The organism is Microcystis sp. Msp_OC_L_20101000_S702, assembly GCF_007095705.1.
GTDB lineage: Bacteria > Cyanobacteriota > Cyanobacteriia > Cyanobacteriales > Microcystaceae > Microcystis > Microcystis ichthyoblabe_A.
Genome location: NZ_SFBO01000098.1, coordinates 13237 through 27904, shown reverse-complemented (window position 1 = coordinate 27904; position 14668 = coordinate 13237). Strand labels below are relative to the sequence as shown.

Annotated in this window: 13 protein-coding genes and 1 pseudogene; 8 read left to right on the top strand and 6 right to left on the bottom strand. The window is 39.7% G+C overall.

Features of this window, described 5'->3' with window-relative positions; all coding sequences use genetic code 11:
• Positions 1-202 precede the first annotated feature (202 nt).
• Positions 203-1328 (top strand): peptide chain release factor 2 gene (gene prfB, locus EWV60_RS10965; protein WP_192575066.1). Its coding sequence is split into 2 segments (ribosomal slippage): positions 203-274 and positions 276-1328, totalling 1125 coding nucleotides; the frame shifts between segments, so codons are not numbered across the junction.
• Between the two features lie 82 nt (positions 1329-1410).
• Complete coding sequence (locus EWV60_RS10960) at positions 1411-1662, top strand: DUF8653 family protein (RefSeq protein WP_002739055.1); 252 nt, start codon at positions 1411-1413, stop codon at positions 1660-1662.
• Between the two features lie 95 nt (positions 1663-1757).
• Here EWV60_RS10960 and hemH read toward each other — a convergent pair whose 3' ends face one another.
• Positions 1758-2921 carry a ferrochelatase gene (gene hemH, locus EWV60_RS10955; RefSeq protein ID WP_002738693.1) on the bottom strand — a complete coding sequence of 388 codons (1164 nt, stop codon included), beginning with the start codon at positions 2919-2921 and terminating at the stop codon, positions 1758-1760.
• A gap of 119 nt (positions 2922-3040) precedes the next feature.
• Here hemH and EWV60_RS10950 point away from each other — a divergent pair, with 119 nt between their 5' ends.
• From EWV60_RS10950 to EWV60_RS10940, 3 genes are all read left to right on the top strand, one after another.
• Positions 3041-3664: a class I SAM-dependent methyltransferase gene (locus EWV60_RS10950; protein WP_002756105.1), complete on the top strand. Its 624-nt coding sequence runs from the start codon at positions 3041-3043 to the stop codon at positions 3662-3664.
• 116 nt (positions 3665-3780) lie between these two features.
• Positions 3781-4335: a YqeG family HAD IIIA-type phosphatase gene (locus EWV60_RS10945; protein WP_002756104.1), complete on the top strand. Its 555-nt coding sequence runs from the start codon at positions 3781-3783 to the stop codon at positions 4333-4335.
• 878 nt (positions 4336-5213) lie between these two features.
• Positions 5214-6209, top strand: a complete 996-nt coding sequence (locus tag EWV60_RS10940) for a LysR family transcriptional regulator (protein WP_002747787.1) — start codon at positions 5214-5216, stop codon at positions 6207-6209.
• 40 nt (positions 6210-6249) lie between these two features.
• Here the strand turns inward: EWV60_RS10940 and EWV60_RS10935 are convergent, their stop codons facing one another.
• Positions 6250-6915, bottom strand: coding sequence for an ImmA/IrrE family metallo-endopeptidase (locus tag EWV60_RS10935; RefSeq protein ID WP_287232267.1), 666 nt, complete (start codon positions 6913-6915; stop codon positions 6250-6252).
• A gap of 5 nt (positions 6916-6920) precedes the next feature.
• Complete coding sequence (locus tag EWV60_RS10930) at positions 6921-7277, bottom strand: helix-turn-helix domain-containing protein (RefSeq protein ID WP_002738811.1); 357 nt, start codon at positions 7275-7277, stop codon at positions 6921-6923.
• A 175-nt stretch (positions 7278-7452) separates the two neighbouring features.
• On the opposite strand from EWV60_RS10930, the gene EWV60_RS10925 reads away from it, so the two are divergent.
• From EWV60_RS10925 to EWV60_RS10915, 3 genes and pseudogenes are all read left to right on the top strand, one after another.
• Complete coding sequence (locus EWV60_RS10925) at positions 7453-8244, top strand: PD-(D/E)XK nuclease family protein (RefSeq protein ID WP_002756102.1); 792 nt, start codon at positions 7453-7455, stop codon at positions 8242-8244.
• A 3-nt stretch (positions 8245-8247) separates the two neighbouring features.
• Positions 8248-10491 (top strand): Piwi domain-containing protein, encoded by a 2244-nt coding sequence (locus EWV60_RS10920; protein ID WP_287232266.1) that lies wholly within the window; start codon positions 8248-8250, stop codon positions 10489-10491.
• Positions 10492-10561: 70 nt separating this feature from the next.
• A pseudogene (locus EWV60_RS10915) lies at positions 10562-11031 on the top strand (IS4 family transposase); the annotation flags it as partial.
• Between the two features lie 75 nt (positions 11032-11106).
• On the opposite strand, the gene EWV60_RS10910 reads toward EWV60_RS10915, so the two are convergent.
• The 3 genes from EWV60_RS10910 to EWV60_RS10900 all read right to left on the bottom strand — a co-directional run bounded on the left by EWV60_RS10910 (position 11107) and on the right by EWV60_RS10900 (position 14634).
• Positions 11107-12108 (bottom strand): hypothetical protein, encoded by a 1002-nt coding sequence (locus EWV60_RS10910; protein WP_287232265.1) that lies wholly within the window; start codon positions 12106-12108, stop codon positions 11107-11109.
• Positions 12109-12346: 238 nt separating this feature from the next.
• Positions 12347-13369: a CobW family GTP-binding protein gene (locus tag EWV60_RS10905; RefSeq protein ID WP_287232264.1), complete on the bottom strand. Its 1023-nt coding sequence runs from the start codon at positions 13367-13369 to the stop codon at positions 12347-12349.
• Positions 13369-14634, bottom strand: coding sequence for a metal-dependent hydrolase family protein (locus tag EWV60_RS10900; RefSeq protein WP_287107623.1), 1266 nt, complete (start codon positions 14632-14634; stop codon positions 13369-13371). The genes EWV60_RS10905 and EWV60_RS10900 overlap by 1 nt, the downstream gene beginning before the upstream one ends.
• Positions 14635-14668: the final 34 nt, after the last annotated feature.

Here is a 14668-nt window from a genome sequence, read left to right as displayed (position 1 = left end):
GTTCCCCCATAGAACCCCCTTGAGCCATCTTGCACACTTTTCTCTTTTTGTCAAATTTTATGTTAAGAAAGATGTGACTAATGGATAGCTTATTAAGGGGGGATTAAGGGGGGATCGGCCCCCCGTTTATCAAGGGGGACGGGGGAGATCAAAGGCAAAATCTATCGTCTATTTAATTATAACCACTTACTTAACTGATAACATGGAAATATCGGAACTAAAAAAAGGTATCGAGATAGTAGGATCGCGCCTGGGTAAAACCCAGGACTATCTTTGACTTACCCACTTTAAAGGCCAAAATTAAAGACTTAGAACAGGTGGCAGCCGTCCCCACTTTTTGGGATAATCCCGATACTGCTCAAAAAACCCTGCAAGAACTAAACGAATGTAAATCTTCTTTAGAAACCTATCAGGGTTGGTGTGAACAATTAGAAGATACCAAGGCAATTATCGAGTTATTAGAATTAGAATCCGATCGAGCTTTACTAGAAGAAGCAACGGACAATTTAACTCATTTACAGCATGACCTCGATCGCTGGGAATTGCAACAGCTTTTAAATGGTCCATACGACGCAAAAGGAGCGGTTTTAACGATTAATGCGGGGGCCGGGGGAACCGATGCCCAAGATTGGACAGAAATGCTCCTGAGAATGTATTCTCGCTGGGCCGAGAAACAGGGTTATAAAGTCACTTTAGCGGAAATATCAGAAGGAGATGAAGCGGGAATTAAATCGGTGACAATTGAAATTGCTGGAACTTATGCTTATGGTTATCTGAAAGGAGAAAAAGGCACCCATCGGTTAGTCAGAATTTCCCCTTTTAATGCTAATGGTAAACGTCAAACCAGTTTCGCCGGGGTGGAAGTGATGCCAATTTTGGGCGATGACGCGGTGAGGGTAGAAATTCCCGATAAAGATTTAGAAATTACCACCACTAGATCTGGGGGAAAAGGTGGACAAAATGTTAATAAAGTGGAAACTGCCGTGCGTGTGGTTCATCTTCCCACAGGTATCGCTGTACGTTGTACCCAAGAGCGATCGCAATTACAAAATAAAGAAAAAGCCCTAGCTTTATTAAAGGCGAAATTGTTAATTATTGCTCGGGAACAACAGGCTCAAGCGATCGCTGAAATTCGCGGCGATATGGTGGAGGCCGCTTGGGGCAATCAAATCCGTAACTATGTTTTTCATCCCTATCAATTGGTTAAGGATCTCCGTAGTAATGTGGAAACCACCGATGTTACTGGGGTAATGAATGGGGATTTAGATAGCTTTATTGAAGCCTATTTACGTTTGGGGGGGAACAGTGCAGGTTATACTGATTCCTAAGATGAGAGCAGCTCTATTTTCTTACAAATTCTGTTCTTATTGGCTTGTCAAGCTGTTTGTCCTCTACTAAGAAGAAAAATCAATGGTTATTATCGAGATTACCAATGTGGAAGAAATATTGAGCGCAAAAATTGGCTCTTTCGCTGCTAAAATCGTCCAAGCTCTAGCAGATGATGAGGGGAAAGTGGAAGAGGTTCTCATCAAAGAATTACAGGCTAATTTTCAGGAAAGGGGGATTAAAGCTAATCTGTTTAGCGTCACTGGGTTAGATATGCTCGGCAATGGTAGGCTAGAAGTTAACGTTAATGTTCGTTCTGCTAATATGATGTCCTAAGAGAAGATAAAATCGCCAAAGGTTGGGTTAAATATAGTTAAACCCAACCTTATTTTGGTAGTTACCATCAAAAGCAATGGCAACGAAGCTTGAGGTTATAATAAACCAACAAAATGTAACGGTCCTTGACCGGTAATTAATTCGATAATAATTGCCAGAAAACCGATCATCGCTAATCGACCATTCCACACCTCGGCTGCCGTTGTCATCCCCCATTCCCAACGCTCCTGGGGATACATTTTCATATTCGCTTTCGGATGGGTAATTTGCTCGAAAGTGGTGGGTTTTTCCTCTAGGGATTTGACCACTAACTGGGAGAGAGATTCGATAAACATCGGGTGAGTGTTAAGAGCCGGTACTCGCTGAAAATGTTCAATTCCCGCTTCTTCCGCCACTTCTCGGTACTCTATATCGATTTCTTGCAGGGTTTCGATGTGTTCCGAGACAAAGCTAATCGGCACGACCAATAAATTCTTAATTCCCTGCTCTCCCAACTCTTTTAAAGCATCTTCAGTATAGGGTTTTAGCCATTCCACCGGACCGACGCGACTTTGATAGGCTAAAGTGTACTGATTGGGTCGGTTTAGAGTACGCATGATCGCCCTAGTACATTCTTCAATTTCCCTTTGATAGGGATCTCCCGCTTCCTCCACATAACTTTGGGGGACACCATGGGCGCTAAAAAAGATATGTACTTGGTCAGGATTAGCACACTGCTCTAATTCTCGCGCAATCAGATCGGCCATAGCACTCAGATAAGTGGGATGATCGTACCAAGAGGGGATGAGAGTATATTCCGTTAAACGCAGATAGGGATCCTGCTGCCACATTTCCTCCAGCACACGAAAACTGGAACCACTGGTGCTGATGGAAAATTGGGGATAAAGGGGGAGAATAACTAATTTTTTGATATGGTCTCGTTTAATCCGCTCGATCGCTTCCTCGGTGAAGGGATTCCAGTAACGCATCCCAATATAAACGCTCACCTCGCGGCCCATTTCCGCGAGACGTTGTTGCAGTGCCGTGGCCTGTGCTTCCGTAATCTTGAGTAAAGGGGAGCCACCACCAATCTGACGGTAATTTTCCTGGGATTTACTCGCTCTTAGCGTCGATATTAACCAAGCTAACGGTTTTTGTAATCCTTTGATCGGTAAACGGATGATCTCTGGGTCAGAAAAAAGGTTAAATAGAAAAGGACGCACATCCTCTAACCGCTCCGGCCCACCCAAATTTAATAATAAAACGCCAACGCGACCCATAGTGTTAACAGATAATTTTTAAATTTTCAGATTCTTTACCAAGTTTAACAATATATCGGTGGAACCGTTAAAACAAATTACAGGCTACAGAGAACTTAATCAAATTTTGGAGGTTGATCTTGGCTACTATTTTACGTCCCCTCAGTTATCAATATCAATGGCTTTACGATGGTATCTCCCGTCTGGCTGCCCTAGCAGTGGGTGGGGAGTCCTGTTTTCGGCAATTGGCTCTAGAAGGTTTAAAAATCGCTAAAAATGACCCTATCCTCGATCTCTGTTGTGGTGCGGGTCAAACCACCCGTTATTTAGTCCCCCTATCCGATCACTGTACCGGTTTAGATGTCTCTCCTGTGGCTCTGGAGCGAGCTAGTTTAGCGGTGCCGCAAGCGCATTATGTGGAGGGATTAGCCGAAAAAATGCCCTTTAATGCCGGAGAATTCGCCTTTGTGCATACTAGCGCCGCTCTCCACGAAATGGAACCAGAGCAGTTAGAGGAAATTCTTAAAGAAGTGTATCGAGTTCTCAGACCGGGGGGAATTTTTGCCCTCGTGGATTTTCATCGACCCACTAACCCGCTTTTTTGGCCTTCTTTAGCCCTATTTTTGCAATTATTTGAAACCGATACCGCTTGGCAGTTTATCGATAGCGACCTGATCCAATCTTTACAGGCGATCGGTTTTCGTGATTGTCAACAAAAATTATACGCTGGTGGCAGTTTACAGGTGATTCAAGCGGCCAAGTGAAGAGATAGGCCAGGCAAGATTTTCAGGGGCAGTCGGTCATTTATACTAAATAAGGCAACGGTTTTTTAATCAAGCTGAGTTCGATCAACTCGCTGCCAGTTATTTTTGAGAAGTTAATGACTAGAGCAAAAATTCTACAACCCGATTTAATTTTAGGGGATACGATTCTCGGTCTCACTCCGGAGATTTTGAGTCAGCATCAGATTAAGGGATTGATTCTCGATGTGGACGATACCCTTGTTCCCCTTCAGGAAACGACGGTTTCTGACGATTTACAGCGTTGGGTCGATTCCTTGCGTCTTTATCTACCGATTTGGTTGGTAAGCAATAATCTCAGTGAAAATCGCATCGGTGCGATCGCTGATAATTTACAACTTCCCTACCTTCTCGGTGCGGTGAAACCCTCTCGACGCAAACTCCGGCAAGCGATGGCAGCCATGGGACTCCCCCCCCAACAAATTGCTATGGTTGGCGATCGCTTGTTTACCGATGTTTTAGCGGGAAATCGTCTGGGAATGTTTACCATTCTGGTGAAACCAATGGTAAATCCCTTGACGGGGGGGGCAGCTTATCCAATCCACGATTTTGAGGTGTGGGTATCACAAATTCTCGGCGTTTCCCTGCATCCGCAGCATTACTTAATAAAACCTGACCAATCCTCACAAAAGTAAATATTAAAAAATACTTAACTATAGAGGTAAATGGCGAAAAGTAGGAAATACTATAGAGAATTTGAAATGAGGTCAGCCGAGATAAAGACCTTAACGAAAATATGGCACGGGAATTCCCCACCCTGAGCAAGCGCACTGGTGGGGATCCCCCGACCGCCTTGTTTACCTCCGATCAAAGCCTGTACTATAATAGACCTCTTGTAAAAATCAAAAATCTTCCCTTAGGTGAGGAGCCAGTAGTCAGTATTCAGGAGAATTAAGAATGAGAATTAATCAATTAAATGCTCTGTTTAGGGATTTTATGCAATTTTACGCCTATTTTTCTCATTTTTGAACTCTCAAAAATTAATTAGGCAAGAACTCTCATCTCAAAAGCTTAGTCAAGTGATGGGAGCAGTCTGGTGGTGGGATTATCTCAGGTAGCTCTCAACCAGGTTTGACCAAAGCTCAAAAACGAAGAAAAAACAGCCTGGTTAGGAGAATGTTACTCGCAGGTTTTGCAGCCAACGACTATTTAGGCATTGAGAATAAATAAACTTTACAGATAAAACTCCTTCTACCCTTTTGAGAAAAGGTGAAACAGGATTAAGTGTAAAACTTATTTATGCTTACTGCCTAACGATTAAGTAGTATGTAAAAGTCAACCCGATAATTGCTGAGGCAGCCTTTTTCAGTTATCAGTTCACTGATAACTCGCATCTGATAACTGGTAACTGATTACTGATTCAGGGCTGAGGACTAAAATAAGCGATCATCGAACTAGCTGAAGTATTGATCCCCGTGGTGTGGTACTGTCAATTCAGTGTATTTATCTGCACTGACTTAAGATTTGTCGCTGTTGTCATCCCCTTCTCCTGTCGATGTTTTTGAGGCTTTCTATGACCGACATTCCTTTCACCCTAGACCAACTGAGAATTCTCAAAGCGATCGCTGCTGAGGGAAGCTTTAAACGGGCGGCAGATACCCTGTATGTATCCCAGCCGGCGGTCAGTCTTCAGGTACAAAACCTCGAAAAACAGCTAAATGTGCCGTTATTTGACCGAGGCGGTCGGAAAGCTCAATTAACAGAAGCGGGACACCTACTCTTAAACTACGGCGAAAAAATTATCACTCTCTGTCAAGAAACCTGTCGGGCGATCGAAGATCTACAAAATCTGCAAGGGGGAACCCTAATCATCGGTGCTTCCCAAACCACGGGGACTTATCTTCTTCCCCGCATGATCGGACTGTTTCGGCAAAAATACCCAGAAGTATCCGTACAGCTACAAGTTCATTCCACCCGTCGCACCTCTTGGGGTGTTTTTAACGGTCAAGTGGATTTAGCCATTATCGGGGGAGAAGTTCCCGCCGAATTACAAGAAACCCTGCGGATTATCCCCTACGCAGACGATGAACTGGCTTTAGTCCTGCCTATTTTTCATCCTCTGTCTAAGGTAGAAATGATTCAAAAAGAGGATTTATATCGACTAAAATTTATCACCCTCGATTCCCAATCGACGATTCGCAAAGTCATTGATAAGGTTTTAACTCGTTGCGAGATCGATACCAAACGCTTAAAAGTGGAGATGGAACTGAACTCGATCGAGGCGATTAAAAATGCCGTACAATCCGGTTTAGGGGCGGCTTTTGTCTCGGTGACAGCGATCGAAAAAGAACTACAAATGGGCGTGATCCACGCTACCAGAATTAAAGATGTGGAGGTACGTCGCACTTTGTCGGTAATTATTAACCCGAATCGTTATCGCTCAAAAGCGGCCGAAGCTTTTACCCTAGAAATACTACCCCAATTCTCCACCTATCCGGAATATCTGGCTGACGACCACAACTTTGAACCGATTCCTAACTCACAAACCGCCGAAATTATGAGTAAATAAGTCGATCGAGATGGGCAAAATCTTCCTCGGAACATTGAAGCTATTTCTTGGGAAAATTACTGCCGGGATAAATTACTTTTTTATCGACTTTGATCCAATGGAGACTTTCTAAACGACTTCTAAGATTAGTAATAGTTACTCCCAACTCGTCGGCGATCGCATACAGATGTCCCCATTTAGTCAAGTCACGGCCCTTGATGGCTTTCTCTAACTCACTCATCGCCATTAGTAAACAACTGGCAAAATATTGGGCTTGCCATTCAATTCTTTGGCTAGAATCAACTGTCCGACATAGAAAAGGTTGAATTGTCTCTAGGGAATCTCCCTGATTGATTCGATCCAAAAAGTTAGAGACGGCTGTTTGATTAATATGAAGGACAAAATGACCAATTTCATGGGCTAAACTCGAATTTTTAAAACCTTCTTTTGCTAGGGATGAATTTTGAGAATCTTTTAAGAATTTTACATCTTCATTGAGAATAATTTTCTTTTCTGTGGGAATAATCATTGCGGCGATTTCTCCCTCTTGATCTGGCTTTATGTCCGTCCATTCAATAGCCAAATCAAAATAATCAGCCACTGCTTCCGCAATATCGCAATTTTTTAAGGGACGACGACGATTAGCTTTTACTTTCTTGAGAATATTGTCTGCCTGAGCTTCAATCACTGTTTTGGGAATAAAACTATAGGGTTTAATAATATCCAAGATATTTACTCCTCTGGTTCTAATTTTGTCGCCTCAGAAATAATTTTTTGGGCAAAATTGGGATTGTCTTTCATGCGACGCAATAAAATTGGCATTTGTTGGTATTTTTGAACTAACTCTTTGAAGACTTTTTGATCATCTGAACTCAGTCGTCCTGCTAATTCTCCTAGAGTTTGAGCATTTAATTTTAAATGAGTCGCTAAGGACTCAATAACCTGCTGACTAGGAGGATAACCCGCATGATCATTTTCTAGCTTCGATAGATAGGTATAGTCCACCCCAATCAACTTAGCTAGTTCTCTCTGACTATATTCCTCCTCTCGACGAGCTTTGCGGATAACCTGTCCAAATGTTTCTGACACTGCTTTTCTCCCAACCGCTCAAAAAAATTATATCAAGGGTTGACTATTTCAGTCAACATAGGCTAAAGTTAGTTCATTGGCGTTGATTATTTTAGTCAATGTCATCCTAGCATTATCCTGACCGAGGGAAAAAATCTTGTCCTGCCAGTCCCCCAAAAAGCCTTGGTATCCTCCGATGAGCTATAGTCTTTGGCGATCACTAAAACCAGCGATTGGCTATGAGAATTGGCATTGTCAGACAAAACGGGGGTTTGAAAAAGCGCGAAACAAAGAACCAGAAGTCCAAAGATTATTATCAGAAGATAATCAACCGCAAAAAATTGGTAAGTTGGCACAAAGGGGAGTTTTTGAGTTTCATCAAGAGCCGGTGAGATTATCAGGTTCCCATGGGGTGGAACAAGTGGCAAAAATCCTGCAATTAAATCAAGAATCGCCAGAAATTCAAGCTAGGGTTTTAGTAATTTTAAACAATTACTATCAACAACCAATTTTATTGAATCAAGAGATTATTAATTTATCTAGAGGCGATGAAGGTTATCCAGAACCTATTGTTATCGAGCAAGGCAAATATCGGTTTAATTTGTCCGCTGCCTTTGATTGTATTTTCAGAGAAGCTGATGACACTATACATATTTTAGATTTGAAAACTGGTCAATCTAATTTTGATCGTCGTCAGGCTCATGTTTATTTACTGGCGGCTAGTTACCGTTATCCTCAGAAAAAAATTGTCGCTTCTTTTTACAATTTAGAAACCCAAACAAGCTCAGAAAAAATATCCCTGTCTTCTGAGGCAATAGAAGCAGTTAAAATCGAACTAGCTTCCCTGGCCAAAAAACATCAGCAACAACTACAAAAATATAAAGATCACCCCAAAGATTTTTATCATATTTTTCCGCCTCAAAGTGGCTATGTCTGTCGTTATTGTCCGTTTACATCGATTTGTGATTATGCAAATAAGGAGGTTTAGATCATGAATTACACAGAAACTAAAACAGCCAACTCTCCAATATTTTTGAGTGAAATTAGTTCCTTAACTCTCAAGAATAATTGTTTAAATTGTTTTAAGCTTAATCATCAAGTTACTAGAAAAATAGGTAATCGTTTTGGTTGGCAATTCAGTCGGAAGTTTCCTGCTGTGGTGGTTATTTTTGAAGATAATTGTTTTTGGGTATTAGCTAAAGATGAAAAATCTCTTCCCTCTCCACAACAGTGGAAAGAAGCTTTATCAGATATTCAAGAGGTTTTACGAGAAGATATTGGCGATCACTATTATTCTATTCATTGGCTAAAAGACTTTCAGATAACAGCTTTAGTTACAGCACAATTAGCAGTTAGAATTCTGAAAATATTTGGTAAATTTTCCTATCCAATAGTTTTTCCCAAAGATAGTCAGATAAGTGAAAACCAAGTACAGGTAAGGAGAGAAGTTAACTTTTGGGCAGAAATCATCAATGACACCGATCCAGCTATTTGTTTAACTCTTGAAAGTAGTATTGTCTATAGTGGAGATTTAGAACAGTTTTATGAAAATCATCCCTATAGACAAGATGCGGCTAAATTATTAGTAGGTTTAAAGGTTAAAACTATAGAAACTAATGGGACAGCTAAAATTATTAGAATAGCGGGTACAATTGGGGAAAAAAGAGAGGAACTATTAACAAGAGCTACGGGTTCAATTAGTCGAAGAAAATTAGAAGAAGCTCATCTGGGGCAGCCAGTGGTGGCGGTACAATTTGGCAAAAATACCAAGGAGTATATTTATCCATTGGCAGCTTTAAAACCCTGTATGACAGATAAGGATGAGAGTTTATTTCAAGTCAATTACGGAGAGTTATTAAAGGAAACAAAAATCTTCTATGCTGAACGACAAGAACGATTAAAATTGTATAAGCAGGAGGCACAAAAGACTTTAAATAACTTTGGGTTTCAGTTAAAAGAAAAAAGTATTAACAGCCAAGAATACCCCGCATTATTTTGGACTCCTTCTATTTCTCTTGAGCAAACTCCCATCTTATTTGGTAAGGAAGAAAGGGGAGAAAAAAGAGAAACTCTCAAAGGATTATCGAAGGGGGGTGTATATCAACGTCATCGAGAATATGAGGATCCTGCTCGTAAAATTCGTTTAGCTATTCTGAAACCATCTAATTTAAAAGTGGGAGATTTTAGAGAACAATTAGAAAAGCGATTAGAACTTTATAAATTTGAGACCATTTTGCCAGCAGAGAATCAAATAAATTTCTCTGTTGAAGGTGTAGGATTTGAAAAAAGAGCTAGACTGGAAGAAGCAGTTGATCAATTAATTCGAGGAGAAATTCCTGTAGATATTGCTTTAGTCTTTCTTCCTCAAGAGGATCGCAATGCTGATAATACTGAAGAAGGAAGTTTATATTCGTGGATTAAAAAAAAGTTTTTGGAGCGTGGAGTTATAACTCAAATGATTTATGAGAAAACTTTAAATGATAAGAGCAACTATAAGAATATTCTCAATCAAGTTGTCCCCGGAATCCTAGCCAAATTAGGAAATTTACCCTATGTCCTTGCTGAACCTCTAGAAATTGCCGATTATTTTATTGGTTTAGATGTGGGAAGGATGCCTAAAAAAAATCTTCCAGGGAGTCTCAATGTTTGTGCAAGTGTGCGACTATATGGAAAACAGGGAGAATTTGTTCGCTGTCGGGTAGAAGATAGTTTAACCGAGGGAGAAGAAATTCCTCAACGTATTCTGGAAAATTGTTTACCGCAAGCTGAACTAAAAAATCAGACAGTTCTCATTTACAGAGATGGTAAATTTCAAGGAAAGGAGATTGAGAATTTACTAGCAAGAGCTAGAGCGATTAATGCTAAATTTATTCTCGTAGAATGTTATAAAACTGGCATTCCTAGACTTTATAATTTTGAGCAAAAACAGATAAATGCTCCCTCAAAAGGATTAGCTTTTGCTTTATCAAAGCGGGAAGTTATCCTGATAACGTCCCAAGTGTCTGAACAAATAGGTGTTCCTCGTCCCTTGCGCTTAAAAGTTCATGAATTAGGAGATCAAGTAAATTTAAAACAGTTAGTTGACACTACGTTAAAATTAACTTTACTTCACTATGGTTCTCTCAAAGAACCCCGTTTACCTATCCCTTTGTATGGAGCGGATGCTATTGCTTATCGACGCTTACAAGGAATTTGTCCTAGTTTATTAGAAGATGATTGTCAATTCTGGCTTTAGAGAGGAAAATTATGTAAATTCTCCTAAGTACAGGACAAAAAGCTGGAAAAGTAGGCGGGAGTAGGGTTTTATCAAAAATAGCACTAATCTTGAAACTCCTAGGAACCAATATAACGCATTGAAACAAGCTCTCAAACCTCCTCAAGGGATGGCAGGGAGCAAGACTCTCTTTCCTCGCTCTATTCTTACTAGCTCTGTTGAAAGTAAAAACCGTCAGTCAACCTCAAGGAATTAGCTCTAGGTTTTGAAGGTCGGGTATTCGTATAGTCCCATTACAAACGATGACAACGCTTGTTTGGGGACTTCCAGAGAGATTACTCTCAAATAGCTCCCATTGTAGTCCAGTGGCTCCATATCTCTCAACCCTGGGTATTGAGTATTGACCGCACCAATTGGTCATTTGGTAGTCATCACTACAACATCCTCACAGTCGGCATTGTCCATGAAGGGGTAGCTATACCAATTCTCTGGTGGATGCTCAAGAATAAAAAAGGCAACTCAAACAGCGATGAACGGATGCGAACGGTTACTTTCTTGATCTCCGCAATTATTTTGCCCACTGCTGTTATTGTATGTCTTGAATCCGCAAAAGTCCGTATAATTTAGCCAATAAAATTATTTTTCTTTTTCAATTAATCCAGATTCAGTTTTTTTAACTAAATCTGAGGCAAATCTTTCACTAAGTCCCACTAAAAAAGCACAGGAAAAGATAAATAAATCCTGACGGGCTTTGTTTGTTATTAAACTAGAAGAATTTTGATCCTGGGTAATCATAAAATCAATTTTAATCAACGTATCTGAGCTAATTAAACTAAAGATAAAAATACCGAAAATTAGACCAATTAAGGGTCTAAACAAACCAATAAAAAAAGGAATGAGGGGGTCGTCATATTTTTGGTCTGTAAAGTCGATAATTCTGAGTAAAATACTGGCAACACTTCCCAACACTCCTGCTGTTGCCGCATAAACTAAACCATAAAATATATGCCGATTAGGATTTATCGTATCACTCGATGATTTTAACTGTTCTGAATAACTACTAGAAGGAATGGGTACTGGGGAGTTTGCTTGAGGTAATGGTTTTGAAATAAGTGCCTCCTTTTGAGAGGATTTCTGGTGTAAATTATCATCAAATATGTAAATTTCTTGAGCAGAAAATTTGAGGGCAATAATAGATAAAAAAGTTGTAATAGATAAACCTAAAAATATTTTGAATGGGACTGATCTTGTAGAATAGATAGAACTAAATCCATTTAAAATATGTCCCCATAAAAAATAGCGACTATTATTAATTTCCTTTTCTAGATTAATTCTGAATTCTCGAATAGCATCAACTCCGACTTTATTAGTTTTTGCCATGAGCAATATATATTTAATTTCCTCTAATAACAAAATCAATTTAGTTGGATCATTGTTAAAAATAAACCAACCAATTTTCCAGCTATTACTTTTTTTATAAATCAAATAATTCAGATGATGAATCTGTTGAACTAAGTTAGCAATTTCTAGTTGTAATTCAGGAGAAATTATCGGCAAAACCTCTAATAAAACTTCCCGAATATCCGCATTTAAGGCGTTAATATCGTCATTTTTTTTGACTGGAGTGGAAGTTATCATATTTTTTGGGGACTTTTTAGATTGATTAATAGAATGAAAAGGCTATCTCTGCAGCTTCCCCTTACTCGACGTTGACCCTTCGGCTACGCTCAGGGTCAATCCGTTGCCGGATTTTCTCTATGATAGGGCGGGTTTTCTAGATTACTAAAATTCTAACATAAAGTCCCCCTAGAAGGGCGAGGTTTTAAACCCAGTTTTTTGATAAAAAGTTTGACCCTAGATAATTGTGATATATTTGTTATATTTCGTTACTTAAAATAAAATTATCCTTAGTTTGAGTTTTTGAATTTACCTCAAAATCCTCTACTGTTAAACAGCTATCTAATTGATCTTGTAATATGTTTGTATTAATTGCCTCCGTGCTAATTAATACCAATTGGGTAAAGGGTGGATTATTACCCCATTCTTCGCCTATTTCTAAGGTAATTCTCGGCCCCACTTGTTGCAAAATTACTCCTCTATTGGGATGTTCAACAGTAGATAAAATACCCTTGGCTCGCAATACAGTTACGGGTAATTTCCCTAATATTTTTCGCAGGGTTAATAACTGAAAAGGGCGAACACTTTCATAACTCCAAGTATGAAAGTTATCCGAGGGATTAGATTTTAATTGACTAGATACAGAATGAACGGGAAATGAGTCCCTAAATCCTAATAATAAATCTAGGGAAACATCCCCATAACTCCCTTTTAACAAACGCACCCAAGGTGCTATTTTTTGGATAATTTGACTAGCATTAATTTGTGCTTTTTCATCAATCAAATCAATTTTATTGAGAACCACAATATCAGCAGCCGAAATTTGATCAATTAGCAAATCTTGATAGTTAATTTTTCCAGATGGTTCACAAATTTGGGGTAGATAGGTAGCATCAACTAGGGTAATAATGCTTTCCAAGCGAATTATTCTACTTAAAACTGGACGCTTTAGGGTTTGTAACAGGGTATAAGGGTTAGCAATTCCACTGGCTTCAATTAAGATCTGATCTGGACGGAGAGATAGGATTTTGGGAAGGGAATTAACCAGATTATTTTGTAAACTACAACAAACACAACCTCCCTCAAGAGTGATTAGATCATCGTCTCTATTTTTAATTAACATCTGATCAATATTAAGACTACCAAAATCATTGACAAGTATGCCGAAACGGCGATCACTTTTACCCTTAAGAATGGAGTTAAGTAAAGTAGTTTTACCCGCACCTAAAAAACCCGTCAGCAGTGTTACTGGTGTCTTCCAGAGATTTGATGACAAAACCATTATACTTGTCCTCCCGATGGTTGTTTATAGATGACTCCCCGTTTCATGACAAAATCAACTTTACCAGTAACATTAATATCCTCAAAAGGATTACCCGGCATAGCGATAATATCAGCAAATTTCCCCACCGCTAACGCACCAATATTCGGCTGCATTAATAATTCAGCCGCTACAGTAGTTGCTGCTTTTAAAGCGCGTAAAGGAGTAATCCCATTTTGAACCATCGCTGGAAACTCTTTCCAGTTATCTATATGAGGAAAAGTTCCCGCATCAGTACCAAAAGCAATCTTAACGTTACTTTTAGCTAAATTATCAGCACAAGCAATCAGTTGAGAGGCATATTTTTGATATTTAGCGTGTTGCCAAGGAGAACGATTTTGCCAATATTCAGGATTATTAGCATTGCGAGCTTTTTCTAAAACAGTGTATTGAGTTGGTACCAGATAAACTCCTTTCTCTTCCATCAATTGCAAAGTCTCGGAACTGGCAAGATTACCATGTTCAATGGAACGTACCCCCGCGTTAACAGCACGTTGAACCCCTTCCCCTCCATAAGCGTGAGGACAAGCAGAAATACCGAAATCTTTGGCGGTACTAACCAGAATATTCATCTCCTCTTGGGAATAGGTGGTTTGACTCGGATCATCCGTAGGAGAGCTAAAACCCCCTGTGGCACAGAATTTAATCCAATCTGCTCCTGAGCGAATTTCTTCCCGTACTATGCGGATAATTTCTGCTGTTCCGTCTGCTACTTCAAATTTTTCTGGTCTGAACTGAAAAGCAACTAAAGAGGTAAAATCACCATGTCCTCCTTGGGCTGAAATCAGGTGAGGTGCTACCAATAGATCTGGTCCAATAATCCAGCCCTTGGCGATCGCTTTTTTGAGATCGACGGTAATAAATTCTGGATCGGGACAACCCACTTCCCGTATAGTAGTAAAACCGTTCATTAACAGTATTTTCAGGGGATTTAAGCTATAAAGGGTCATTAATGGCACTGTCACCATATAAGGATTTTCTGGAATTGTAGGATCCCCTTCACAGAAGGTAATATGAACATGACAATCAATGAAACCAGGGGTAACGGTGTGTCCTTTTAGTTCAATAATTTGAGCGTTGCTGTGATCAACTGTTGTAGCGATCGCAGTGATATTCCCATTTTCGACGCGAATTTCCGTGGCACCAAGGGGATTATCAGCCAAACCATCCCAATATTGATCGGTTACGATTACATAATTTGGGCTAGTGGAATTAGTACCAGTCATAGTTGTTTCTCCTGTTGTTAATTTTTTCAGCGTT

Coding starts and splice junctions, on each gene's coding strand:
- EWV60_RS10940 (WP_002747787.1), top strand. CDS start 5,214: ATGACCGACATTCCTTTCACCCTAGACCAACTGAGAATTCTCAAAGCG.
- EWV60_RS10920 (WP_287232266.1), top strand. CDS start 8,248: ATGAATTACACAGAAACTAAAACAGCCAACTCTCCAATATTTTTGAGT.
- EWV60_RS10910 (WP_287232265.1), bottom strand. CDS start 12,108: ATGATAACTTCCACTCCAGTCAAAAAAAATGACGATATTAACGCCTTA.
- hemH (WP_002738693.1), bottom strand. CDS start 2,921: ATGGGTCGCGTTGGCGTTTTATTATTAAATTTGGGTGGGCCGGAGCGG.
- EWV60_RS10905 (WP_287232264.1), bottom strand. CDS start 13,369: ATGGTTTTGTCATCAAATCTCTGGAAGACACCAGTAACACTGCTGACG.
- EWV60_RS10900 (WP_287107623.1), bottom strand. CDS start 14,634: ATGACTGGTACTAATTCCACTAGCCCAAATTATGTAATCGTAACCGAT.
- EWV60_RS10925 (WP_002756102.1), top strand. CDS start 7,453: ATGAGCTATAGTCTTTGGCGATCACTAAAACCAGCGATTGGCTATGAG.
- EWV60_RS10960 (WP_002739055.1), top strand. CDS start 1,411: ATGGTTATTATCGAGATTACCAATGTGGAAGAAATATTGAGCGCAAAA.
- EWV60_RS10945 (WP_002756104.1), top strand. CDS start 3,781: ATGACTAGAGCAAAAATTCTACAACCCGATTTAATTTTAGGGGATACG.